Origin of the sequence: Streptomyces sp. 35G-GA-8 (genome assembly GCF_023534745.1) — a bacterium.
Lineage (GTDB): Bacteria > Actinomycetota > Actinomycetes > Streptomycetales > Streptomycetaceae > Streptomyces.
The window spans coordinates 93,616-117,554 of the sequence record NZ_JAMHJQ010000004.1 but is presented as its reverse complement, the minus strand read 5'-3'; the positions used below and the strand labels follow the sequence as shown (position 1 = coordinate 117,554).

The following is a 23,939-nucleotide window of genomic DNA, read 5'->3' as shown; positions in this document are numbered from 1 at the left end:
GACGTACTTGGGCGACTCCGACAACGCGGCGAGGTGCGGTGCCAGGCGTCGCGGGCCCGCGGAGACCGGCCGGGCAGGGCCTGGGTCCTCGCAGTCGCAGCCGGGTCTGTCTTCAGCGGTGCGCGGCGTACCGCATTCGGGACAGAGCTGTCCGGTCAACGTGGGTCCCCTCCCCTTGAACTGCCGCCGATTATGCAGCCCGTATCCGAACGGAGTGCGACGCCCGGGCGTCCCGGCGGGGCCTCGGTGTGCGAGGAGGGGTGTGAGGGGGGCGCGAGGCGCGCGTGAGGGGGCGGAGGTCTCACGCATCACAACGGGACAGAACGGTGTGAAGCGGACAGGATGGAGGTCCGGCGAACCCGAGGAGATGCCCCATGTTCCAGAAGGAGATACCCCCATGGCCCAGGACGTGACCACCCCTGCCCCGAGCCGGACCCCCGGCGAGGACCAGAACCCGCGCGGGGTTCCCGTGGCCATCGGCGCCCTGCTGCTCGGACTGCTGCTGGCCTCGCTCGACCAGACGATCGTCTCCACCGCTCTGCCGACCATCGTCAGTGACCTCGGGGGCCTGGAGCATCTGTCCTGGGTCGTCACCGCCTATCTGCTGGCCTCGACCGCCGCCACGCCCCTCTGGGGAAAACTCGGCGACCAGTACGGACGCAAGAAGCTCTTCCAGATCGCGATCGTCATCTTCCTCATCGGGTCCGCGCTCTGCGGCATCGCCCAGAACATGCCTCAGCTCATCGGCTTCCGCGCGCTCCAGGGACTGGGCGGCGGCGGGCTGATCGTGCTGTCGATGGCGATCGTCGGCGATATCGTCCCCCCGCGCGAACGCGGCAGATACCAGGGCCTGTTCGGGGCCGTCTTCGGCGCGAGCAGCGTCCTCGGCCCGCTGCTCGGCGGCTTCTTCACGGAGTCCCTCAGCTGGCGCTGGGTCTTCTACGTCAATCTGCCCGTCGGCGTTGTCGCGCTGCTCGTCATCGCCGCCGTCCTGCACATCCCGGTGCACCGGACCAAGCACACCATCGACTATCTCGGCACCTTCCTGATCGCGTCCGTCGCCATCTGTCTCGTGCTTGTCGCCTCGCTCGGCGGCACGACCTGGGCCTGGGACTCGCCCGAGGTCATCGGACTCGCGGCCCTCGGACTGCTGCTTCTCGCCGTCTTCGTACGGGTCGAGCGGCGCGCGGCCGAACCCGTGCTGCCGCTGCGGCTCTTCCGGCTCAGGACCTTCACGCTGGTCGCGCTCATCAGCTTCATCGTCGGCTTCGCGATGTTCGGCGCGATGACCTATCTGCCGACCTTCCTCCAGGTGGTGCAGGGCGTGAGCCCCACCCTGTCCGGGGTGCATCTGCTGCCCATGGTGCTCGGGCTGCTGATCACCTCCACCCTCTCCGGGCAGATCGTCAGCCGCACCGGCCGCTGGAAGGTGTTCCCCGTCCTCGGCACCGGCATCACCGCCCTCGGACTGCTGCTGCTCCACCAGCTCACCGAGTTCACCGGTACCTGGGTGATGAGCGCCTATCTCTTCGTCTTCGGCGCCGGGCTCGGACTGGTCATGCAGATCCTCGTGCTGGCCGTCCAGAACTCCGTCAGCTACCAGGATCTGGGTGTCGCCACCTCGGGCGCCACCTTCTTCCGCTCCATCGGCGCCTCCTTCGGCGTCGCCGTCTTCGGCACGATCTTCAGCAATCTGCTGCATGGCAAGATCAACGCCGCGCTGGCGGGCAAGGCGCTGCCGCCGGGCGTGGCGCCCGCCGACATCTCGGCCGATCCCCATGCCATCACCCTGCTGCCGCCCGCGCTGCGGCCCCCCGTCCTGAACGCGTTCTCGACCTCCATCACCGATGTCTTCCTGTACGCCGCGCCGGTCGTGCTCCTCGCCTTCGTCGTCTCGTGGTTCCTCAAGGAGGACAAGCTGCGCGGCTCGGTGACCGCCCCGGAGATCACCGAGACCCTGGCGTCCAACCCGGTCGAGCGCTCCTCGCGCGACGAGTGCGCCCGCGCCCTGTCGCTCCTCGGCACGCGCGAGGGCCGTCGGCGGATCTACGAGACGATCACCGCGAAGGCGGGGTACGACCTGCTCCCGGCGGCCAGTTGGCTGCTGCTGCGCATCAGACGCCTCGGCTCGGTCGAACCGGCCCTGCTCGCGGACGTCACGCCCGTACCGCTCAGGACCATCACCGACGCGTCCCGGCAGTTGGAGGTACGCGGGCTGGCGCATCGCGAGGGGCTGGGGCTGAGGCTCAGCGACCGGGGCGCGGAGATGGCCGAGGCGCTGGCGAAGGCACGTGAGGATTCTCTGGCGGAGTTGCTGGGGGACTGGTGGGGGCCCGACCGGCCGAGGGATCTGGTGCGGCTGGTGCGCGAGCTGACCGGCGAGCTGTGCGGCTCCGACAGCGAACGGCCGCGTGTCCCGGGGCCGCCCAGGGATCATGCGGCCTGACCGCCGGCGGGGGACGGCCCGCCGCCTCCGGTGCTTCTCGTATATCGGCGGCTCGGCCGTCCAGCGGCTGCGCGGTTTTGTCGGGTCAGGCGAGTACGTGGGCGAGCGCGAAGCCGTCGTACCCCTTGGAGCCCACCGTCTGCACCGCGGTCGCCGACAGCCGCGGGTGCTCCGCCATCAGCTCGATCGCGCGCCGTGTGCCCTGTACGGAGGCGTCGGTGCTGTCCGGGTCGGCGACCGCCCCGTTCCGTACGACGTTGTCGACGATGATGAGGCTGCCGGGGCGCGTGAGCTTCAGTGCCCACTCCACATAGTGCGGATTGTTCGCCTTGTCCGCGTCGATGAAGACGAGATCGAAGGGGCCCGCGTCCTCGGCCGCGAGAACGGGCAGCGTCTCCAGCGCGGGTCCGGTCCTGACCTCGGCGATCTTGTCGAGCCCCGCGTGCGCCAGGTTGGCGCGGGCCACCTCGGCGTGGCGGGGGTCGTACTCCAGCGAGATCAGCTTCCCGTCCTCCGGCAGCGCGCGGGCCAGCCAGATGGTGCTGTAGCCACCGAGCGTGCCGATTTCGAGGACGGTGCGCGCGCCCTGGACACGGGCCAGCAGCTGGAGCAACTTGCCCTGGTTGGGGGCGACGGCGATGGCGGGCAGACCGGCGGCGTCGCTCGCGGCGAGGGCGGCCGAGAGCGCTTCGTCGGCGGGGGCGAGCTGTTCGGTGAAGTAGCGGTCGACGGCGTTCCACTGCTCCTGTGACATGAGGGCCTTTCGTCGGTGCGGAGGTGACGGCGGTACCGGACGCGGACTCATTGTGCGCCGTCGGCCCGTCTCGTCGCCCTCTCCTTGTCCGCGCAAGTCCGGAAATCATGGGCCCCAGGACAAAACATGGATGACAGTCAGGCGAAGAGGGGGTTGCCTGAGTCTTCCCGACGGGGCAGTGCGAGGCTCTATGCCCCAAGGACGGCGTTATCGGACGGAGGGTCGGCGCGGCGTGGTGAATGCGGAGCACAGCGTGCACGGCGGTGCGGCGGCAGGTGCGGCAGCGGGTACGGCGGGGACCGGTTTCGGTACGGTCCGCGTGGCTCTCTGGCTGGTCGCCGCCGTGCTGGCGGTGAGACAGGCGGCGGCGGTGCTCCGGCATCCGCCCGGTGAACGGCTCACTGATCTGGAGACCTGGATCGGTGAGAACGGCGTGCTGCGTGTGACGGGTTCGCTGTACGACACCGGGAGGTTCACCGGGACACCGTTCGCCGGCCTCGTACTCAAACCGCTGGCGCGCTCGGCCGAGCAGAGCCTCGGCATAGCGTGGACCTTCGGGACGCTCCTGCTGGTCGTCGCCCTCGGTCTCGTCGCTGCCCGTGCTCTTCCCGGCCGGGTGTCGCGCCGTACCGGACTGCTGGCCGCGCCGGTCGCGATCAGTCTGCTGATGCTGTCGCTGCCCGTGCGCAACAGCTTCTCCCTCGGCCAGACCAGCATCATTCCCGTCCTGTTGGTGCTGCTGGGCTGTCTCGTCGCCCGGGGCGAACGCGGCTCCGGTGTGCTGATAGGTATCGGCGCGGCGCTCCAGCCCGCCGTGCTGCTCTTCGTACCGCTGCTCTGGCTGACCGGCCGCAAGCGGGCCGCCATGACGACGACCGGGGTCTTCGCCGCGAGTACGGCGGTGGCGTGGCTCGCGATGCCCGGCGACTCCTGGGCGTACTGGGTGCACCATGTGGCGGGCGCGGGCCTCGGTGAGCGACCCGACGGTCTCGCCAACCAGTCCCTGCACGGCGCGCTGCTCAGGCTCGGCCTCTCCGGCCCCCTGGAAGTGGTGGTGTTCATCGCGCTGGCCGCGGTCGTCGTCTTCCTGGGGCTGCGGCGCGCGGTCCGTTACGCGCGGGACGGGCAACCGCTGCTCGCCGTCGCGCTGACCGGCTGTGTCGCGATCGCCGTCTCGCCGACGGCCTGGCAGCACCAGCTGCTGTGGGTGCTGCTGGCGCTGGTCGGCCGGGTCGGCGTGCAGGCCAGGGACCGGCTGGTGTGGCCGGCCGTGGTGGTACTGGTGATGACGCTGCCGGGGACGATGCTCCTGCCGAACGTGGGCGTGCTCGTACCCCTGCGGGAGAACGCCCCGCTCGTCGCGGCGCTGGCGGCGGCGTGCGCGGTGCCGTTCCTGACGCGCACCGCGCGGTACTTCGAGCAGCCCGTACCGACCGAGTACGCGCGCCCCGTGCCCGCGCGCTGGCGCCGGATACCGCTGGTGCCGTTCTGGAGACGGCTGTTCAGCCGGCCGAACCTCCTGCTCGAAGTGCTCGCGATCCGGGTCGGTTTCTCCGTCTACACCCAGATCCGGCTCGCCGCGACGGGCGGTCGCGAGACCGCCGAGGAGCATGGCCGGCAGATTCACTCGATCGAGCGTGCGCTCGGGATCGACATCGAGCTCTGGTTCAACCACGCGGTCGTGAACGCGAAGTGGGCCGAGAGCTTCTTCAACTTCTACTACTCGTCGTTCCACTTCCTGGTGCCGCTGGCGATCCTCGGTGTGCTCTACGCGCGCCGCCCGGCGGACTACCGCTGGGCGCGCTCCTCGCTCGCCTTCGCCACGGTGCTCGCGCTGGTCGGCTTCTGGCTCTACCCGCTGGCGCCGCCGCGGCTGATGCCGGGCCTCGGCTTCATCGACACCGCGCACGGCCCGCAGGATCTCACCAACCCGGACTACGGGGCGCTGACCTCCCTCACCAACCAGTACGCGGCGATGCCGTCGCTCCACTTCGGCTGGTCGCTGTGGTGCGGTGTGGTGATCGTCGTCCTGGCACCCAAGGCATGGATGAAACTGCTCGGGGCGCTCCACCCGCTCTTCACCGTCTGCGCGATCGTCGCCACCGCGAACCATTGGGTGCTCGACGCGGTGGGCGGCGCGGCGGTGGTGGGGGCCGGCTTCGGGCTGACGTATCTGCTGGCGGGCCCGCGGCGGCTGGAGCCACGGACGGCGGCGCCCGGGAAGGCCGATCCGTTCCCGGAGGGGAAGGGGCTCGCCGCCACCCGTGGTACGGGCGACAGCGCGGAGCGGACGCCGACGGGCTGAACACCGGACCCCGCACAGAACTCCCGCACAGAACTCCGGCACCGGACTCCCGCACAGAACTCCGGCACCGGACTCCCGCGCTCAGGACTCACTCGCCGGACAGGCCCAGGGCCCCGGCCTTCGGCTCCTCGAACCGCGCCTCCGCGTCGAACGCCGCCCGGCGCGTCGCCCTCCGCAGCGCCTTGAGCACCGTCGCGCCGATCGTCAGGGTCAGCACGACCGTCAGCGCCGCCCGGCCCAGGTCCCAGCCGAACGACGTCGCCGCGCAGTACGCCAGGAAACGCGCCAGATTGTCGTGCACCGGATCGCCCGGATGGAAGGAGATCCCGGACGAGAGCCCGCCGATATACGTCCACCCCTGGAGGTTCATGACCGTGCCGTACGCGAACGCCGCGCACGCCCCGTACAGCGCCAGCATCAGCAGCTCACCGCGGCCCCGCAGCCGGTCGGCGCCGGGCAGCAGCCCCGCGCCCATCGTGAACCAGCCCATCGCCAGCATCTGGAACGGCATCCACGGCCCGACCCCGCCCGTCAGCAGCGCGGACGCGAACATCGTGACCGAGCCGAGTACGAAACCGAACCCCGGCCCCAGGACCCGGCCGCTCAGCACCATCAGGAAGAACATCGGCTCAAGTCCCGCCGTACCGGCCCCCAGTGGCCGCAGCGCCGCCCCGACGGCGGCCAGCACGCCCAGCATCGCCACCGCCTTCGCGTCCAGCCCGGAATCGGCGATCGTCGCGACGACGACGCCCACGAGGAGCGGGAGCAGCGCGGCGAAGAGCCACGGCGCGTCCTGGGAATGCGCGAGTCCTGACGCGGAGTCGGCGAGCAGCGGCCAGCCGAAGGCGACCACCCCGATCGCGCCGATGAGGGCGAGGGCGCAGACCGCGCGCGGGCCGAGCCGCACGGCGCGCGCCCGGGGGACCGGCGGCCTCATTCCGTTCCCTCCGGTTCGGGTGCCGTGGTCGCGGTGGCCGCCAGCGCCGTACGGACCTGAGCCACCGTCAGCCACTCCTGCGGGGCCATGACCTTCGCCACCTGTGGCGCGAACGCCGGTGACGAGACCACCACCCGGGGCGTCGGGCCGTCCGCCACGATCTCGCCGTCGGCCAGGATCACCACCCGGTGCGCGAGCTCCGCGGCCAGCTCCACATCGTGGGTCGCCAGGACGATCGCGTGCCCCTCCGCCGCCAGCGCGCGCAGCACCCCCACGAGACGGGCCTTCGCCGCGTAGTCCAGGCCGCGTGTCGGCTCGTCGAGGAGGAGCAGCGGCGGCCGTCCGGTCAGGATGACGGCGAGGGCCAGCGCCAGCCGCTGCCCCTCGGACAGATCGCGCGGATGCGTCGCGTCCGCCACTTCCGGCAGCAGCTCGGAGACCAGCGCGCGGCAACTCCCGTCCGCCGCGCCCGCGTCGCTGTCCGCCGCCGCGCACTCGGCCGCGACCGTGTCGGCGTACAGCAGATCGCGCGGTTCCTGCGGTACGAGACCGACGTGCCGGATCAGCTCGCCCGGCGGCGTACGGTCCGGGGTCCGGCCACCGACGAGGACGGAGCCGGCGGCCGGCGCGACCATCCCGACCAGGGTGGACAGCAGCGTGGACTTGCCCGCGCCGTTGCGGCCCATCAGCGCGATGGTCTCGCCCGGCGTGACGGTCAGCGACACGGCGCGCAGCGCTTCGGTCCTGCCGCGCCGTACCGCGAGTCCGGTGACCACGGCGAGTGGCCCGGTGCGGTCGGGCGCGGTGTCGTTCGTCGTGGTCGCGCGGCGGCGCAGGAGTCTGCCGAGCGGGGTACGGGCGCCCGTCGCCGCCGGGGGCGCGACCGTCCCCGTACCGTCCACCGGCTCCGGCCGGAGGTCCGCCAGCCGCTCGCGCAGCCCCGCCGCCCGGCGCCGCGCGTCGCGTACGGACAGGGGCAGCGGCTCCCAGCCGGTCAGCCGGCCCAGCGCCACCACCGGCGGATACACCGGCGACACCGCCATGATCCGCTCCGGGTCCCCGACCACCGGTGGCAGTCCGGGGCCCGGCAGCAGGACGACCTGGTCCGCGTACTGCACCACCCGTTCCAGCCGGTGCTCGGCGAGCAGGACCGTCGTACCGAGGTCGTGCACCAGCCGTTGCAGCACGGCCAGTACCTCCTCCGCCGCCGCCGGGTCGAGCGCCGAGGTCGGTTCGTCGAGTACCAGCACCCTGGGGTGCGGGGTCAGTACGGAACCGATCGCGACCCGCTGCCGCTGCCCGCCCGAGAGCGTGGCGATCGGCCGGTCGCGCAGCTCGGCCAGGCCCAGCAGATCGAGCGTCTCCTCGACGCGGCGCCGCATCACATCCGGCGCCAGGCCCAGCGACTCCATGCCGTACGCCAATTCGTCCTCGACGGTGTCGGTGACGAAGTGCGCCAGCGGGTCCTGGCCCACCGTGCCGACGAGATCGGCGAGTTCGCGCGGCTTGTGGGTACGGGTGTCCCGGCCGCCGACGGTCACCCGGCCGCGCAGCACGCCGCCGGTGAAGTGCGGTACGAGACCGGACACCGTCCCCAGCAACGTCGACTTGCCGACACCGGAAGGGCCGACGAGCAGCACGAGTTCGCCCTCGGGCACGGTGAGATCGACCCGGCCGATCGCGGGCGCCGAGGCATCGCCGTATGTCACCGACACCTGCTCGAACCGGATCACGACGCCGTCTTTCTCTGTGTCTTCGTTCTCTGTGTTTTCGGTCGCTGTGTTCTCGTTCGCTGTGCGGGAAGGGCCGCGGGGGAGAGGGCGGGTACGGGCGCGACGAACGCGGGCAGCAGTCCGAGCAGCGCCCCCGCCGCGGGCCAGAGCGGCAGTTCCGGCGCCACCAGCGGTACGACACCGGGGTGCAGCGCCGTCGGATCGACGGCGCCCGCCCGGATCATCAGCGCCGCGACGGCCGCGCCCGACCCGGCCACCAGCCAGGCGCGGACGCCCCAGCGGTCGGGGCGGTAGCGGGTACGGACCGAGCGCCGGCCGCCGAGCCGCAGCCCGGCCAGCGCGGCGGCGACCCCGGCGCCCAGCAGCGGCAGTCCATAGCCCGCGCCCTCGGCGGCGAGCAGCGCGTACGAACCGGCGCAGACGCCCAGCAGCCCGCCGAGCGTGAGCGCCGTGGTGGTGTGCCGTACGGCGCGCGGGACCTCGGCCGTGCGGCCGTAGCCACGGGCGTCCATCGAGGCCGCGACCGCCACCGAACGCTCCAACGCGCCCTCCAGGACCGGCAGTCCGATCTGGAGCACCGCCCGGACCCCACCGGTGGGCCTGCCGCGCAGCCGCCGGGCGGTACGCAGCCGTCCGACATCGGCGACCATGTTCGGCGCGAAGGTCATGGCGACGACGACGGCGACCCCGGCCTCGTACAGCGCGCCCGGCAGCGACTTGAGCAGCCTGGCCGGGCTGGCGAGCGCGTTGGCCGCGCCCACACAGATCAGCAGCGTGGCCAGCTTCGCTCCGTCGTACAGCGCGAAGACCAGTTGCTCGGCCGTCACCCGGCCACCGATCCGTACCCCCGCCGCCCAGTCGGGCAGCGGCACTTCGGGCAGGGTGACCAGGACGCGCTCGCCGGGGACCGGTGAGCCGAGGAAGACAGAGAACAGCAGCCTGATGACGATCACGGCCAGCCCCAGCTTGATGAACGCGCCGTAGGAACGGGCCCAGGGCGCGTCGGTACGGCGGGCCGCCACCACATAGCCCGCGACCCCGACCAGCAGCCCGAGCAGCAGCGGGTTGGTCGTACGGGACGCCGCGACGGCCAGCCCGAGCGCCCACAGCCACCAGGCCCCGGCGTGCAGGGCGTTGGAGCGGTTCGCCTCGGGCGCGCGGAGGGTGGCGGCGCGGTCGACGGTGCGGCTCATCCGCGCCGACGGCGGGCCTGCCACAGACCGGCCCCGGCGAGGACGACCACGGCGGCGGCCCCCGCGAGGAGACCGGCCGACGGACCGCCCTCACTTTCCCCGTCCGCCGCGACTTCCCCGTCGCCCGCGCCCTCGCGCGCGACGCCCGCCGCCGGTGTGGAGGTCCGCGAGGGCGTTCCGGAAGGCTCAGGCGTGGCGTCGCCGCCCGACACCCGCTCGCCACAGCCCGACGCCGGATAACCGGAGATGGCGCAGAGCAGGGCCTCGCTGTTGTAGCGCAGCGGCTTCGCCACCGCCGCCAGCGCCTCCGCGCTGGTCGCGTCCTCGGCCACCCGGGCGCACTCCGCCCGCGGCGCGGGCGGCTTCTCCCCGTCCGGGGCGTCGGCGTCGGTACCGGAGTCGATGACGACGGCGATCCGCTTGAGGCCGTCCCGCGCGGGGGTGGCGCCGCACACCGCCGTGAAGTCCGGTGTCCCGCGCGGCCGGTCCGCGTCCCCGCTGTCCGCGCTCACCGCGAAGCGGAACCCGTTGACCGTACCGTCGGCGGGCCGCGCCGTTGCCGGGCCCTGAGTGGCGTACGTCCACTTCGCGCCGTCGCTCTCCCAGAACGACCAGTAGCGGTAACCGGCCGCCTGGGACGTCCCCGCCCCGGCGACGACGGCGCCGACCGCGAGAACGAGGCAGGCGAAGGCGCGGAAGGGAAGGTGAAGGGGAAGGGGGAGGGGAAGGGGAAGACGAGGGGTACGAGTACGGGAACGAGCGCGGATCACGGCCGGGGGGTCTTTCCACGGATGCTGATCCGGAAGGCGATGTAGCCGGCCACGACCAGCCCCATCACGAAGAGCCACAGCATGGCACGCCCGCCGTCGTCGACGCTCGTGCTCGCCGCGGCGGCCGGTGAAGCCGGTACGGCGACGGCCTTCGGCGCGGGCCCGGTCGCGTTCAGCCGCTCCACGAGGTCGATACCGCCGAAGTTGCGCGGATCCGTGTCCGTGGCGTGGGCGGCCAGGATCAGCTGCGCGTAGGCGGCCGGGCCGTTCTCCTGCGCCCACGCCCCGCTGTTCTGCTTCAGCCACTCCAGCGCCCGGTTGGCCTGGTCCCCGTAGCCGGTGGCCGTCAGCGCGAGTACCGCTTCCGCCGTGTTCCCGATGTCGGGCAGCGGCGCGCTGTCGTCGGCGCCGGGCATCGGCGGCAGGTCGAGATGGCCGGTGGCCGCGAGCGCGGAGGCCAGATAGGCCGCGCCGTTGCGGGCCGCGCGCTCCGGCGAGAGATCCGCCGCCGGCACACACTCCGGCGCGGGGCCCGCCTTCACGGGACCGCTCACCAGCCGCTTGCCGACCCCGGCGAGGACGGCCGCGGCGGTGGCGTCGTCGTTGGCGGACAGCTTCCCGGCCGGGTCCGGCTGGTACGCGAAGGCACCGGCGTCCGCGCCCGATGCGGTGGCGCACGGGATCGAGAGGCCCACCAGCGCGTCGTAGGCGTTCTTCCCTCCGGGGGACAGCACCGAGGTGGGCCGTACCCCGGCGGCGGTCAGCGCGCCGATCACCAGCGAGGTGGAGTTGGTGTCGCTCGGGGTGCCGGGGACGTAGCTCCAGCCGCCGTCCTTGTTCTGTACGGACCGCAGCCAGGCGATCGCCTTGTCCATGGCCGGCCGCTGCTTGCCGAGCGTGGAGAGCGCCTGGACGGCCGCCGCGGTGGCGTTGGAGTCGACCGCCGTCTTCGTGTCGCAGGCCTTGGCGGGATCCGGACGGTACGCGGGGAACGCGCCGTTGGCGCACTGCTGCCCCTTCAGCCAGGACACTGCCTGGTTCGCGGGCCGCACGCCCGCCGCGAACTGGCCCAGCATCGCCAGCGACTGCCGCCAGACCCCGTCGTACGTCGGATCCTTCTCGCCGTACAGGCCCGGCGGGATGGTGACCGGCGCGGGCTCGGCCGGGGAGGGCGCGGGCGCGGGGGTGGGGTCGGCGGACGGGGACGAGCCGGGGGCGGCCGGCACATCGCCCCCCGCGACGGCGGCCGGAGCGAGCGCCACACAGAGCACGGTGGATGCGGCGAGCGCCGCTGCGCAGCGGCGGACGGTGGTCATGGCGGGCGGGGGCCTCTCCTGCGGGGGCCGGGCGCGGGCACACCTGACCGTGTCCGGGAAGTCCCGCCTCCCCGTGACGCCCGGCACGCGCACGCGCCGCGGTGTCGGAGCCCCCACGTACGGTCCCGTACGAGGGTGAACCTCCGTCTTGCGATCGCACGCGCCGGATGTCGCGGGGCCCGTCCTGCCGGACGGGCGGCGCTACTTCTCAGAAACGGCCTGGCGGCCCCTCCCGGCAACGTATTCCTCGACGATGCCGGCCACCGGCGGCTTCCGATGGCACGAGCCGGTCACGACCGCGTACGGAGCATTCCGGCTCGCCGCCGGGAAGGCGGCTCACGGCTGCGGGTCAGCGCCGGTTTCGCACCGGCTTCCCTCCATACGGGCATGAGAACGACCCGCTCACTCTACCGGCCGTCACGCGGCCCGCTCCGGGCGGTCGCCCCGGGGAGTCGCCCTCGCGGAGGGCCCCGCCGCGCCGTTCCGCGCGGGGCCGCGCGGCGGGCCGGGAGCCCCGTGTGCAGCCCCGTTCCCCGACAACCAGGTTAAATCCGGCGAACAGTCGGCAAACACTTGCCACTTACCGCACGCGAGCCCTTGTTGTCGTTCTATCTACGCGCGTATCTTGAGCCGACTTCGAGGGTTCTCACACTTCGTGCGCTTCTCGTACGACTCGCACGTCTCCCACACGTCATATTCGCAAGGAAGAGTCCACCGTGTCCCCATCCATACCCCCGGCCCTGCGCGGCCGTCGTGCCAAGGCGATCGCCGTGGCGCTCCCCGTCGGTCTCGCCGGATCGCTCATCGCGCTTCCGTTCACCGCCCAGGCGACGCCGTCCCCTGACGCCGTCATCTCCGAGGTGTTCGGCGGCGGCGGGAACTCCGGTGCCACCCTCACCAACGACTTCATCGAGCTGGGCAACGCGGGCGACGGTCCCTTCGACCTCACCGGCTGGTCCGTCCAGTACCTGAGCGGCTCGCCCACCTCCAGCTCCAAGTGGCAGGTCACCGAGATCAAGGGTGCCATCCCCGCGGGCGGCAGCTACCTCGTCGAGGAGGCCAAGGGCGCCGGTGGCGACACCCCGCTGCCCACCGCCGACGCGACCGGCACGATCGCCATGTCGGCGAGCAGCGGCACCGTCGCGCTCGTCCGCTCCACCACCCCGCTGACCTGTCTGACCGCCGCCGACTGCGCGGCCGACACCAACGTCAAGGACCTGGTCGGCTTCGGTACCGCCACCGTCCGGGAGAACACCCCCGCCACCGGCGCCGACAACACCCACTCGGTGGCCCGTAACGCGGCGCTCGCCGACACGGACAACAACTCCGCCGACTTCTCCGGCGCGACGCCGTCCCCCCGCAACAGCGCGGGCGCCGGCGACGGTGGCGGCGAGCCGGAGCCCACCCCCTCGCCCACCAACACCACCCCCGGCGAGCTGCGGATCCGCGACATCCAGGGCACCACCCGGATCTCCCCGCAGGCCGGAAAGACCGTCACCAACGTCCCGGGCGTGGTCACCGCGATCCGCGGGACCGGCTCCTCGCGCGGCTTCTGGATCCAGGACACCGCGCCGGACAAGGACCCGGCCACCAGCGAGGGCGTGTTCGTCTTCACCGGCTCGGCCACCCCGCAGGTGAAGGTCGGCGACTCGGTCCTCGTCAGCGCCAAGGTCGTCGAGTACTACCCCGGCGGCCAGAGCGGCGGCTCGCAGTCCCTCACCGAGCTGAGCGGCCCGACGACCGTCGTCCTCTCCTCCGGCAACCCGCTGCCCGCGGCCGAGGTGATCGACGCCAGGACGCTGCCCGAGGCGTACGCGCCGAAGGTGAAGGGGCTCAGCATCGAGCCGCTCGCCCTCAAGCCCGACAAGTACGCCCTGGACTGGTTCGAGTCCCGTGAGGGCATGCTCATCCAGGTCGGCGACAGCCGGGTGGTGGGTGCCTCCAACGCGTACGGCGAGACGTGGGTCACCACCAAGCCCAAGCAGAACCCGACCCCGCGCGGCGGCACCGTCTACCCCTCGTACGACGAGGCGAACTCGGGCCGTCTGCTGATCGCCTCGCTGACCGGCGAGAAGCTCGCGGCGAACGTGGGCGACACCCTGACCGGTACGACCACGGGCCCGCTGGACTACTCCAACTACGGCGGGTACGGCCTCCAGGCGAGCACCCTGGGCAAGGTCAAGTCCGGCGGTCTCAAGCCGGAGGTGGCGAAGAAGGGCAAGAGCGACGAGCTCTCCGTCGCCACGTACAACGTCGAGAACCTCGACCCGACCGACCCGCAGGCCAAGTTCGACCGGCTCGCCGAGGGCATCGTCAAGAACCTCGCCACGCCGGACATCGTGAGCCTGGAGGAGATCCAGGACAACAACGGCGCCAAGGACGACGGCACGGTCGCCGCGGACAAGACCCTCGCGCAGTTCGTCGCCGCCATCGAGGCGGCGGGCGGCCCGGCGTACGACTGGCGCGCGGTCGACCCGGCGGACAAGACGGACGGCGGTGAGCCGGGCGGCAACATCCGCAACGTCTTCCTCTTCAACCCGAAGCGGGTCTCCTTCGTGGACCGGCCCGGTGGCGACGCCACCACCGCCACCAAGGTCGTCACCACCGGCAAGAACGGCAAGGACATCACGCTGTCCGTGTCCCCGGGCCGGATCAACCCGACCTCGGACGCCTGGAAGAGCAGCCGCAAGCCGCTCGTCGGCGAGTTCACCTTCCGCGGTGAGCAGGTCTTCGTGATCGGCAACCACTTCAACTCCAAGGGCGGCGACCAGCCGGTCCACGGCGCCTTCCAGCCGCCGACGCTCGGCTCCGAGGCCCAGCGCCTGACCCAGGCCAAGGAGGTCAACGACTTCGTCTCCGGCCTGCTGGCCAAGGACAAGAAGGCCAAGGTCGTCGTCCTCGGTGACCTGAACGACTACCAGTTCTCCAAGCCCCTCACCACCCTCACCCGGGGCGGGGTCCTCGTCGATCTGATGAACAAGCTGCCGAAGAACGAGCGTTACAGCTACGTCTACGACGGCAACTCGCAGACCCTGGACCACATCCTCGTCAGCCCCGGCATCAAGAACCCGGACTACGACGTGGTGCACATCAACGCGGAGTTCGCCGACCAGGCGAGCGACCACGACCCGCAGGTCGTCCGCATCAAGTGAGCCGTCTCCTCGGCTGAACCGTGGCGTGTACGCGACTCGCGTACCCCCCACGGTCGCGTCGGCGCGTCCCTACAGACCGTCGGTGTAGAGGAGACGGTTGGGGGAGCCCCCGCTGAGGGGGAACACGAGGTCCTTCGTGGACCGCCCGGTGAGCCAGTCGGCCACCTCGTCCGGGGTGGCGGACGGGTTCTTCTCCTTGTAGAGGGCCGCGACCCCGGCGACATGGGGGCTGGCCATGGAGGTTCCGTTCAGCGCGACGGAGCCACCGCCGAGCCTGGCGGAGACGATGGCGACGCCGGGGGCGTATGTCTCCAGACAGGTGCCGTGGTTGCTGAACCGGGCCTCCTGGTCCTCACTGTTGGTCGCGCCGACGGTGTACACGCCCGAGGCGCGGGCGGGGGAGATGCCGCAGGCGTCCACCGCGTCGTTGCCGGCCGCGACGACCGGCAGCACTCCCTGGTCCGCGACGGCGTTGACCGCCGTGTCGACCGCGCTGGACGAGGGGCCGCCGAGCGAGGCGTTGAGCACCGCGGGCTGCCTGGCGTTCTTGGCCACCCAGTCGAAGCCGGCGATGACCCCGGCCCAGGTGCCGTTGCCCTTGCAGCCGAGCGTACGGACACTGACGAGGGAGACGGCGCGGGCGACGCCGAAGGTGGCGCCGCCGGTGGTGCCCGCCACATGGGTGCCGTGGCCGTTGCAGTCCTGGCCCATGCGCCCGTCACCGACGGAGTCGAAGCCGACGGTGGCCCGGCCGCCGAACTCGCTGTGGGCGGTCTCGATCCCGGAGTCGACGATGTACGCCGTGACTCCCTTGCCGGTGCCGTTCACCGTGAACTGGCCGTCGAGCGGCAGTCGGCGCTGGTCGATCCGGTCCAGTCCCCAGCTCTGCGCGGGGACCCGTTCACGCGTCGCGCCGGCCTGTCCCGAACCCGTCTGTTCAGGACCCGGCTGCTCGGCCCGCCACTGGCCGGGCCGGGTCGACGTCGGGCTGACGGTGATCCGGCTGTTCTCCTCGATGGCCTGGACGGCCCGGAGCGCGCGCACCTGGGAGAGCTGCGTCGCGGAGAAGGCGGCGGTGAACCCGTTCAGCACCTTGTCGTAGGTGAACAGCGGAGTGAGACCGAACTGCCGCAGGACGGCGGTCGCCGAGTACGCGGGCTTGAGGGTGACGATGTACTGACCGGGAACCGCGTTGGAGGAACGCTCGACCGGGACAAGGTTCTCCCGGGGCTCGGCCATGGCGTCGGTGCCGCTGGTGCCGCTGATCAGGGGGGCGAGCAGCAGAACGGCGGCGGATGCCCAGCGCGCGCTGAGACGCATACATGCTCCTTGGATGACGGGGATCGATCGCGGTCGGGGTGGACCCGCGAGGTACGAACACCCGTCCTTCGTCCACAACACACACGCCGCTTGAGCGATGACCACCGGATGGAGCAAGAACATCCGGCCGGTACCGCCGGGCCGTCAGTCCTCGATTCCTCGCGCGGCCGGTCCCCCGGGCCCCGGAAGGCCGGTCCCCGCGGAGCCTCGTACCGTCAGGTCGATCAGCCGGCAGACTGTCTCGATGTCCGACCTCACCTGCGCGATCGTGGCCCGGCCCGACAGCCAGGTGATCAGGGCCGCGTGCCAGGTGTGCTCCACGACGCGTACGGCGGAGAGCTGCTCGGGCGTCGGGCCCTGTGCGCCGATGGACGGGCCGATGGCGTCGAGGATGATCGCCGTCGTCCGCCCGATGACCCCGTCCACCTCGTCGCGCACCCCACGGTCCGCGAAGGTCAGCGCCCGTACCATCGCGTCGGCCAGATACGGATCCCGCTGGAGCGCCCGGAAGGCACGCAGCAGCGTCTCGGCCACCCGCTCGGCCGGACTGTCGCTCGCGGGCGGCCGTTTGCGCAGTGTGGTGTGCAGATGCTCCAGCTGGTCCCCCATCGTCGCGACCAGCAGATGGACCTTCGAGGGGAAGTACCGGTAGAGCGTCCCGAGGGCGACCCCGGCCTCCTCGGCGACCTCCCGCATCTGTACGGCGTCGAAACCGCCCCGGCAGGCCAGCAGGGTGGTGGCGTCCAGGATCCGGCGGCGCCGGGCCTCCTGGCGGCGCGTCAGCGGGGGTGACGCCGGTTTGACTTCCGCTGCCATCTGTCGCACTCCATTGAACGCATCCGACCGTCTCCGCCCGTCCCCGAGCGCCGCGCCGCCTTCGGACCGCACAGCATGGCAGACACCCGCCGTGGCATGAATCACCTGCTCCGGCGGGTGCCGCAACGCTACTTGCCGGTAGATTCGAAGCCGTGGACGAACAACTCTGAAACTTGTTCTAGATTGCGGACAGCGGTTACGCTCCGGCGAAAACGCGGAGAGCGCAGTGAGAAGGGGGCCGAAAGTGACCGCTGAGGCCATAGCGGCGGACACCGGAACGGGGCCCCTGCGTATCGCCCTTCTCAGCTACAAGGGAAACCCGTTCTGCGGCGGCCAGGGCGTCTACGTACGGCACCTGTCCCGTGAACTCGCCCGTCTCGGGCACAGCGTCGAGGTCATCGGCGCCCAGCCCTATCCCGTACTCGACGAGGGCATACCGCTCACCGAGCTGCCCAGTCTCGATCTCTACCGGCAGCCCGATCCGTTCCGTACGCCGAGGCGCGACGAGTTCCGCGACTGGATCGACGGCCTCGAAGTCGCCACGATGTGGACCGGCGGCTTCCCGGAACCGCTGACGTTCTCGCTCCGGGCCCGGCGCCATCTGGCGGCCCGCGCCGGGCAGTTCGATGTCGTCCATGACAATCAGACGCTCGGGTACGGACTCCTCGGCGACCTCGGCGCCCCTCTGGTCACCACCATCCACCACCCCATCACCGTCGACCGGCGGCTGGAGCTGGACGCGGCCGGGAACTGGCGGCGACGCGCCTCCGTACGCCGCTGGTACGGCTTCACCAGGATGCAGAAGCGCGTCGCGCGACGGCTGCCCTCGGTGCTCACCGTCTCCGGCTCCTCCAAGCAGGAGATCACCGACCATCTCGGGGTACGGGCCGACCGTATCGAGGTCGTGCACATCGGCGCGGACACGGAGCTGTTCTCGCCTGATCCGGCCGTGCCCGAGATCCCGGGACGGATCGTCACCACCTCCAGCGCGGACGTTCCCCTCAAGGGCCTCGTCCATCTCATCGAGGCCCTCGCCAAGCTCCGCACCGAACACCCCGACGCCCACCTGGTCGTGGTCGGCAGACGGGCCGAGGACGGCCCGGTCGCGGGGGCCATCGAACGGTACGGGCTCGAAGGCGCCGTCGAGTTCGTCAAGGGCGTCTCCGACGCCGAGCTGGTCGATCTGGTGCGCGGCGCGCGGATCGCGTGCGTGCCGTCCCTGTACGAGGGGTTCTCGCTGCCCGCCGCCGAGGCGATGGCCACCGGAACCCCGCTCGTCGCCACCACCGGCGGCGCGATCCCCGAGGTCGCGGGGGTGGACGGGGAGACCTGTCTGGCCGTACCGCCCGGCGACGCGGGCGCGTTGGCCCTCGCCCTCGGCCGGCTGCTCGACGACCCGGAACTGCGTGCCAGGCTGGGCGCGGCGGGCCGTGAGCGGGTGCTGGAGCGCTTCACCTGGGCCAGGGCCGCGCAGGGGACGGCCGAGCTGTACCGCGCGGCGATCGCCCGCTCCCCGGGCGCCCGGAAAGCCGGCCCCTCGGCCGCCCGCTCCTCGAACGCCCGCTCCTCGAACGCCCGCCCCTCCGACCGCGAAAGCAGGACGACCCTGTGCTGACCGTGGACTTCACCCGCTTCCCGCTCGCCGCGGGTGACCGTGTGCTCGATCTGGGGTGCGGCGCGGGCCGGCATGCCTTCGAGTGCTACCGGCGCGGCGCCCAGGTCGTGGCCCTCGACCGGAACGGCGAGGAGATCCGCGAGGTCGCCAAGTGGTTCGCCGCGATGAAGGAGGCGGGGGAGGCCCCGGAGGGCGCCACCGCCACCGCGATGGAGGGCGACGCGCTCAATCTGCCGTTCCCCGACGCGTCGTTCGACGTCGTCATCATCTCCGAGGTCATGGAGCACATCCCGGACGACAAGGGCGTCCTGGCGGAGATGGTGCGGGTACTGCGTCCCGGCGGGCGGATCGCGGTGACCGTGCCCCGGTACGGTCCTGAGAAGGTGTGCTGGGCGCTCTCGGACGCCTATCACGAGGTCGAGGGCGGCCATATCCGTATCTATAAGGCCGATGAACTGCTCGGCAGGATGCGGGAGGCCGGGCTCAAGCCGTACGGCACGCACCACGCGCACGCGCTGCACGCGCCGTACTGGTGGCTCAAGTGCGCCTTCGGCGTCGACAACGACAAGGCGCTGCCCGTACGCGCGTACCACAAGCTGCTGGTCTGGGACATCATGAAGAAGCCCCTCGCGACCCGGCTCACCGAACAGCTGCTCAACCCCGTCGTGGGGAAGAGTTTCGTGGCCTACGCGACGAAGCCGCGGCTGTCGGCCGTGTCCGCGGCAGCCGCCAAGTGACCTTGGCCGGCCGTGGTCCCGACGCCACGGAACATCTCGTCCTGCCCGGGGTCCTCACCGCCGCGCAGGCCGCCGAGACGGTCGCGGGCATCCTGGCGGCGCAGCGTCCGGACGGTGCGATTCCGTGGTTCCGCGGACACCATCTCGACCCCTGGGACCACACCGAGGCGGCCATGGCGCTGGACGCGGCGGACGAACCCGAGGCGGCGGCCCGTGCGTACGAGTGGCTGGCCAGGAACCAGAACGAGGACGGGTCCTGGTACGCCGCGTACGCCGACAGCCCGTCGTACGCCGACACGGCCGCCATGCGGCCGGACGACCGGGGCCGCGAGACCAACTTCTGCGCCTATGTGGCCGTCGGTATCTGGCACCACTATCTGGCCACCGGCGACGACGCGTTCCTCGACCGGATGTGGCCCGTCGTCCACGCGGCGATCGAGTTCGTCCTCGCGCTCCAGCAGCCCGGCGGCCAGATCGGCTGGAAGCGCGAGGCGGACGGCACGCCCGTCGACGACGCACTGCTGACCGGGTGTTCGTCCGTGCACCAGGCGCTGCGGTGCGCGCTCGCGATCGCCGAGGAGCGCGAAGAGCCGCAGCCCGACTGGGAGTTGGCGACCGGCGCGCTGCGGCACGCGATACGCGACCATCCCGAGCGGTTCCTCGACAAGAGCGACTACTCGATGGACTGGTACTACCCCGTGCTCGGCGGCGCGGTGACGGGAGCGCGGGCCACGGCGCGGATAGCCGCGCACTGGGACCGCTTCGTCGTACCGGGCCTTGGCGTGCGCTGTGTGCTGCCCAACCCCTGGGTGACGGGCGGCGAGAGCTGTGAACTCGCCCTGGCGCTCTGGGTGATGGGGGAGTCCGACCGGGCACTGGAGGTCCTTCAGTCCATCCAGCATCTGCGCGCCGAGGGCGGGATGTACTGGACGGGGTATGTGTTCGAGGGCCGTCGGGCCTACTGGCCCGAGGAGCTCACCACCTGGACGGCGGGGTCGCTGCTGCTGGCGGTGGCCGCCCTGGGCGGGGACGAGGCGACCACCGCCGTGTTCGGCGGCGAACGGCTGCCGCTCGGCCTGGAGCCGGACTGCTGCCGCTGACCGGCCGACCGGTGCTCGGTCGGCGACCGACCCGTCTCCGAGGGGTCACCGGCGGCGGAAACCCGTTGGCCGCCCGTGACCCGGGTGCTTAGGGTGCGCCGTATGACGACGCTTCTCGGCTATGACCGGTACGGCCACGAGATCACCGCACAGACCGACCTGCTGAGGGCGGCGATCGCCGGCGCCGATCTCGCCGCGCCGGTGCCGAGCTGTCCGGAGTGGACGCTCGGACAGCTCGCGCGCCATGTGGGCGGCGCGCACCGCTGGGTCGAGGCGATCGTGAGGACCCGGGCGGAGCAGGATATTCCGGAGGACGAGGTCCCGGATGCCGGGGGCCCCGCCGGCGATGATCCCGCGGCGCTGGACGCCTGGCTCGCGGACGGGGCGGCCAAGCTGGTCGGCGCCCTGCGGGAGGCCGGGCCGGGCGCCGGTGTCTGGACCTGGGCATGGGAGCGGACCACGGATTTCTGGGCGCGGCGGATGGCCCATGAGACGGTGATCCACCGGGCGGACGCGGCGCTGGCCGCCGGGGTTCCGTTCGAGGTGGCCCCGGACGTCGCGGCGGACACGATCGACGAACTGCTCCAGATGGTGGGGTTCGCCGCGGCCTCCGGGGATCCCGAGGCCGCCGAGCTGCGCGGCCCCGGACGCACCCTGCACTTCCATGCCACGGACGCCGATGGGGGAGTGGACGCCGAGTGGCTGGTCGAGTTCGGGGAAGAGGGCTTCGGCTGGCGGCGCGGGCACGAGAAGGCGACGGTCGCGGTGCGCGGACCGCTGACCGATGTACTGCTGGTCCTCTACCGGCGGCTGCCCGCCGACAGCGAGCGGGTCGAGGTGCTCGGCGACGCGAAGCTGCTGGACTTCTGGCTGGAGCGCACCTCGTTCGGCTGACCGCTGACCGATGGCCGCTGACCGATGGCCGGAGCCCGGCCGACCGATGGCCCGGGGAAACGGCGACGGCCCCCCGCCTTCCGGTGGGGGGCCGTCGCCGTAGCGCTGTCGCGTCCGATCAGCCGCGCTGTATGCCGGACGTGTCCTGGAGGACTCCGCGGCGGCCGTCCTGCGTCTGGGCCACCAGAGCGGGACCGCGCTGCTCGACCGCGAGGTACCAGGTGCCGGGGGCCAGCTCCGCGATGGGGGACGGCGAGCCGTCCTCCCCGAACAGCGGGCGGGCCACCGGTACGGCGAACCAGAACGGCGAGAAGTCACCGGCGGGAGCGGCGCCGCCCTGCGACGGCCCGTTCTGCTGGGCCGCGGCGGCGGGCCCGCCCGCAGGGGCGCCGTACGGCTGCGGCTGGCCCTGCGTACCGTACGGCTGCTGGCCGGCCGGGTAGCCGTACCCCTGGCCGGGGATGCCCGGCTGTCCGCCGTACGGCTGCGGGGTCTGCGGCCTCGGGGCGCCGATGAGGGCCGCCTTGAGGGCCGGGACGATCGGCGTGGCGACCGCGGCGCCCGCCATGACCAGCGCGGCGATGAAGCCGAGGATCAGACCGCCGCCCGCGCTGCCGTCACCGAGCAGGTACCACAGGCCCGTCCAGGCCGCGAAGACCGACAGGGCGACACCGAACTGACCGAGGTCGAGTCCCACGACCTTCCGCGGCTGGGGCAGCGCGCGGGCGGTGACGATCAGTGCCGCGGCGATGACTCCGGCCAGATGGAAGCTCATCACGACGCCCAGCAGGTCCCAGGCTTTCACGCCGGTGCTGAAGCTGGACTCGTAGAAATTGAGGAAGGAGGCGATGAAGAGCAACACCGCTGCTCCGATCACCACGCCGTCGCCTCTAGTGAGGGAGCGGATGTTCACGTGAAAAGTCCTTCGTCTGTCGGCTGAGTCGGGGCGGTCGTCGCGGCCGCCGGTGAGGCGGTACACGGTGCGAAGCTCGGGGGCGGCTCCCTATGGTACGGATGAATGTATCGTCTCCCCGTTCCTGGCGTCTGCCGGGTATCGGGGGCCGGTACACGCCCGTTACGCGGGTCCGTGGGCGGAGTTCACCGCTCCCGTCTCCTGATTCACCGCACCTGTTCGCCCCTCCCGCTCACCCCTCCTGTTCTCACTTCTCACTCTCTTCTCACTTTTTCAGGAATCCGCGGATCCCGTCCGCCAGCCCCTGTGCCGCTTTCTGCCGCCATTTCGCGTCGGTGAGCAGTTCGGCATCCGACGAATCGCGCATATTGCCGCATTCGATGAAGACCTTGGGCGCGGTCGACAGATTCAGCCCGCCGAGGTCCCCGCGTACGTCGAGACCGGTGCCCTCGCCCAGATAGTTGGCGGGGGCGCTGCCGGTCTCCCGGCCGAAAGTGCCCACGATGTGTTCGCCGAGATCGCGCGAGGGGCCGACGATGGCCGTGGTGTCCGCGCCGCCGCCCTTGACCAGGGCGGGGAGGATGACATGGAATCCGCGATTGCCGGGAGCCGACCCGTCCGCGTGGACGGAGATCGCGGCGTCGGCCTTCGCCGTGTTTCCGATACGGGCGCGCTCATCGACGCAGGGGCCGTAGGGGCGTTCGTCGTCGTGGGTGAACGTGACCTTCGCACCCTCTTTCCTGAGCAGATCGCGCAGGCGGTGGGAGACATCGAGGGTGAACTCGGCCTCGGGGTAGCCGGCCTCGGTGGAGGTACCGGTGGTGTCACATTCCTTGCTGGTCGCTCCGATGTTCACCGGCTTGTTGATCTCGGCGGTGTGGTCGCGATTGCGTGGATTGTGACCGGGATCGATGACCAACACCTTGCCGGCGAGCGGTCCGGCCGGGACGGTGCCACCGGGAACGTCGTCGGCTTGTGCGTCACCGGTACGGGGCCGGGCGGTGGCGGCGGCGGACGGCGTGGTGGCCGTGGAGGCGGAGGCGGCGACACCGGCGGCGGACGCCGGGGTCGGACCGCCGTCCGGGCCGCTCATCCCCTGCCAGACGAGCCATCCGGCCGCGGCGGTCGGTACCAGTACGGCGACCGCGACGGTGAGTTTCCTTCGGCCGGAACGGCCGCGGGCGGGCTGGGGACTCTCGTCGTACGACACCGTCGCGATGGTAGACCGTCGGGCGATCGGGGCGCGGCACGAGACACGGGACTTTCCCGACACGCCCCGGGCCGGCGGTCAGCCGCCCGGTGCCGTACGGCGCAGGACGCGCAGCGAGTCGGTCACCGACACCTCGGTGAAGGCGCCGGAGGCCAGGGCCCGGAGATGGACGCGGTACGGGGCCTGGCCGCCGGCCGCCGGGTCGGGGAACACGTCGTGGATGACGAGCAGCCCGCCCTCGGCGAGATGCGGGACCCAGCCCTCGTAGTCTCCGTTGGCGTGCTCGTCGGTATGGCCGCCGTCGATGAAGACGAGGCCGAGCGGGCGGCCCCAGACCGCCGCGACCCGTGGCGAACGGCCCACGACCGCGATCACCGAGTCCTCCAGGTCCGCCGCGAGGAGCGTCCGGCGGAAGGCCGGGAGCGTGTCCATCAGCCCGGTGTCCGGATCGACCAGGGACGGATCGTGGTACTCCCAGCCGACCTGCTGCTCCTCGCTGCCGCGGTGGTGGTCGACGGTGACGGCGACCGTACCCGCCTCGCGGGCGGCGGCGGCCAGCAGGAGGGTGGAGCGCCCGCAGTACGTTCCGATCTCCAGGAGCGGCAGCCCGAGCGCGCCCGCCTCGGTGGCCGCCGCGTACAGGGCGAGCCCCTCATGGACGGGCATGAACCCCTTGGCGGCCTCGAAGGCGGCGAGGATCTTCGGTGCGGGTGCCGGGGGCATCGGCT

Annotated in this window: 18 protein-coding genes and 1 riboswitch; of the genes, 7 read left to right on the top strand and 11 right to left on the bottom strand. The window is 71.9% G+C overall.

What is annotated here, in order from left to right; genetic code table 11:
- Nucleotides 1–397: 397 nt before the first annotated feature.
- The gene (locus M1203_RS09760; protein ID WP_249949175.1) at nt 398–2,446 is read left to right on the top strand and encodes an MFS transporter; all 2,049 of its coding nucleotides are present in this window, start codon (nt 398–400) and stop codon (nt 2,444–2,446) included.
- A gap of 85 nt (nt 2,447–2,531) precedes the next feature.
- Here M1203_RS09760 and M1203_RS09755 read toward each other — a convergent pair whose 3' ends face one another.
- Nucleotides 2,532–3,200, bottom strand: coding sequence for an O-methyltransferase (locus tag M1203_RS09755; protein WP_249949174.1), 669 nt, complete (start codon nt 3,198–3,200; stop codon nt 2,532–2,534).
- Between the two features lie 232 nt (nt 3,201–3,432).
- Here M1203_RS09755 and M1203_RS09750 point away from each other — a divergent pair, with 232 nt between their 5' ends.
- Nucleotides 3,433–5,505, top strand: a complete 2,073-nt coding sequence (locus M1203_RS09750; RefSeq protein ID WP_374402579.1) for a bifunctional glycosyltransferase 87/phosphatase PAP2 family protein — start codon at nt 3,433–3,435, stop codon at nt 5,503–5,505.
- Between the two features lie 88 nt (nt 5,506–5,593).
- Here M1203_RS09750 and M1203_RS09745 read toward each other — a convergent pair whose 3' ends face one another.
- The 5 genes from M1203_RS09745 to M1203_RS09725 are packed head-to-tail and all read right to left on the bottom strand — an operon-like array spanning nt 5,594 to nt 11,454.
- Entirely contained in the window at nt 5,594–6,442 is an 849-nt protein-coding gene (locus tag M1203_RS09745; RefSeq protein WP_249949172.1) for an ECF transporter S component, read from the bottom strand.
- Nucleotides 6,439–8,175 carry an ABC transporter ATP-binding protein gene (locus tag M1203_RS09740; RefSeq protein ID WP_249949171.1) on the bottom strand — a complete coding sequence of 579 codons (1,737 nt, stop codon included), beginning with the start codon at nt 8,173–8,175 and terminating at the stop codon, nt 6,439–6,441. The genes M1203_RS09745 and M1203_RS09740 overlap by 4 nt, the downstream gene beginning before the upstream one ends.
- The gene (locus M1203_RS09735) at nt 8,172–9,368 is read right to left on the bottom strand and encodes an energy-coupling factor transporter transmembrane component T (RefSeq protein WP_249949170.1); all 1,197 of its coding nucleotides are present in this window, start codon (nt 9,366–9,368) and stop codon (nt 8,172–8,174) included. Before M1203_RS09735 ends, M1203_RS09740 begins: the two co-directional genes overlap by 4 nt.
- Nucleotides 9,365–10,138, bottom strand: a complete 774-nt coding sequence (locus M1203_RS09730) for an SCO2322 family protein (protein WP_249949169.1) — start codon at nt 10,136–10,138, stop codon at nt 9,365–9,367. The genes M1203_RS09735 and M1203_RS09730 overlap by 4 nt, the downstream gene beginning before the upstream one ends.
- On the bottom strand, nt 10,135–11,454 hold the full coding sequence (locus M1203_RS09725) for a prenyltransferase/squalene oxidase repeat-containing protein (protein ID WP_249949168.1): 1,320 nt from the start codon (nt 11,452–11,454) through the stop codon (nt 10,135–10,137). The genes M1203_RS09730 and M1203_RS09725 overlap by 4 nt, the downstream gene beginning before the upstream one ends.
- Before the next feature lie 307 nt (nt 11,455–11,761).
- Nucleotides 11,762–11,829, bottom strand: a riboswitch (cobalamin riboswitch).
- 365 nt (nt 11,830–12,194) lie between these two features.
- On the opposite strand from M1203_RS09725, the gene M1203_RS09720 reads away from it, so the two are divergent.
- Nucleotides 12,195–14,606, top strand: a complete 2,412-nt coding sequence (locus M1203_RS09720; RefSeq protein ID WP_249949608.1) for an endonuclease/exonuclease/phosphatase family protein — start codon at nt 12,195–12,197, stop codon at nt 14,604–14,606.
- A gap of 69 nt (nt 14,607–14,675) precedes the next feature.
- Here M1203_RS09720 and M1203_RS09715 read toward each other — a convergent pair whose 3' ends face one another.
- On the bottom strand, nt 14,676–15,926 hold the full coding sequence (locus M1203_RS09715; protein ID WP_249949167.1) for a S8 family peptidase: 1,251 nt from the start codon (nt 15,924–15,926) through the stop codon (nt 14,676–14,678).
- A 144-nt stretch (nt 15,927–16,070) separates the two neighbouring features.
- Entirely contained in the window at nt 16,071–16,742 is a 672-nt protein-coding gene (locus tag M1203_RS09710; RefSeq protein WP_249949166.1) for a TetR family transcriptional regulator, read from the bottom strand.
- 244 nt (nt 16,743–16,986) lie between these two features.
- Between M1203_RS09710 and M1203_RS09705 the strand changes: the two genes are divergently transcribed.
- From M1203_RS09705 to M1203_RS09690, 4 genes are all read left to right on the top strand, one after another.
- Nucleotides 16,987–18,357 carry a glycosyltransferase family 4 protein gene (locus M1203_RS09705; protein WP_374402575.1) on the top strand — a complete coding sequence of 457 codons (1,371 nt, stop codon included), beginning with the start codon at nt 16,987–16,989 and terminating at the stop codon, nt 18,355–18,357.
- The gene (locus M1203_RS09700) at nt 18,351–19,094 is read left to right on the top strand and encodes a class I SAM-dependent methyltransferase (protein WP_249949164.1); all 744 of its coding nucleotides are present in this window, start codon (nt 18,351–18,353) and stop codon (nt 19,092–19,094) included. Before M1203_RS09705 ends, M1203_RS09700 begins: the two co-directional genes overlap by 7 nt.
- A gap of 2 nt (nt 19,095–19,096) precedes the next feature.
- Nucleotides 19,097–20,194 carry a prenyltransferase gene (locus M1203_RS09695; protein WP_249949607.1) on the top strand — a complete coding sequence of 366 codons (1,098 nt, stop codon included), beginning with the start codon at nt 19,097–19,099 and terminating at the stop codon, nt 20,192–20,194.
- A gap of 102 nt (nt 20,195–20,296) precedes the next feature.
- Entirely contained in the window at nt 20,297–21,088 is a 792-nt protein-coding gene (locus M1203_RS09690) for a maleylpyruvate isomerase family mycothiol-dependent enzyme (RefSeq protein WP_249949163.1), read from the top strand.
- A gap of 118 nt (nt 21,089–21,206) precedes the next feature.
- On the opposite strand, the gene M1203_RS09685 is transcribed toward M1203_RS09690, so the two are convergent.
- The 3 genes from M1203_RS09685 to M1203_RS09675 all read right to left on the bottom strand — a co-directional run bounded on the left by M1203_RS09685 (nt 21,207) and on the right by M1203_RS09675 (nt 23,934).
- Nucleotides 21,207–22,001: a DUF5336 domain-containing protein gene (locus M1203_RS09685; RefSeq protein WP_249949162.1), complete on the bottom strand. Its 795-nt coding sequence runs from the start codon at nt 21,999–22,001 to the stop codon at nt 21,207–21,209.
- A gap of 265 nt (nt 22,002–22,266) precedes the next feature.
- Nucleotides 22,267–23,211 (bottom strand): N-acetylmuramoyl-L-alanine amidase, encoded by a 945-nt coding sequence (locus M1203_RS09680; protein WP_249949161.1) that lies wholly within the window; start codon nt 23,209–23,211, stop codon nt 22,267–22,269.
- Between the two features lie 78 nt (nt 23,212–23,289).
- Nucleotides 23,290–23,934, bottom strand: a complete 645-nt coding sequence (locus tag M1203_RS09675; protein WP_249949160.1) for a class I SAM-dependent methyltransferase — start codon at nt 23,932–23,934, stop codon at nt 23,290–23,292.
- Nucleotides 23,935–23,939: the final 5 nt, after the last annotated feature.

Excerpts from the sequence above, each read along its gene's own strand:
- M1203_RS09725 (WP_249949168.1), bottom strand. The coding sequence starts at position 11,454 with ATGACCACCGTCCGCCGCTGCGCAGCGGCGCTCGCCGCATCCACCGTG.
- M1203_RS09710 (WP_249949166.1), bottom strand. The coding sequence starts at position 16,742 with ATGGCAGCGGAAGTCAAACCGGCGTCACCCCCGCTGACGCGCCGCCAG.
- M1203_RS09675 (WP_249949160.1), bottom strand. The coding sequence starts at position 23,934 with ATGCCCCCGGCACCCGCACCGAAGATCCTCGCCGCCTTCGAGGCCGCC.
- M1203_RS09755 (WP_249949174.1), bottom strand. The coding sequence starts at position 3,200 with ATGTCACAGGAGCAGTGGAACGCCGTCGACCGCTACTTCACCGAACAG.
- M1203_RS09760 (WP_249949175.1), top strand. The coding sequence starts at position 398 with ATGGCCCAGGACGTGACCACCCCTGCCCCGAGCCGGACCCCCGGCGAG.
- M1203_RS09735 (WP_249949170.1), bottom strand. The coding sequence starts at position 9,368 with ATGAGCCGCACCGTCGACCGCGCCGCCACCCTCCGCGCGCCCGAGGCG.
- M1203_RS09690 (WP_249949163.1), top strand. The coding sequence starts at position 20,297 with ATGACGACGCTTCTCGGCTATGACCGGTACGGCCACGAGATCACCGCA.
- M1203_RS09745 (WP_249949172.1), bottom strand. The coding sequence starts at position 6,442 with ATGAGGCCGCCGGTCCCCCGGGCGCGCGCCGTGCGGCTCGGCCCGCGC.
- M1203_RS09715 (WP_249949167.1), bottom strand. The coding sequence starts at position 15,926 with ATGCGTCTCAGCGCGCGCTGGGCATCCGCCGCCGTTCTGCTGCTCGCC.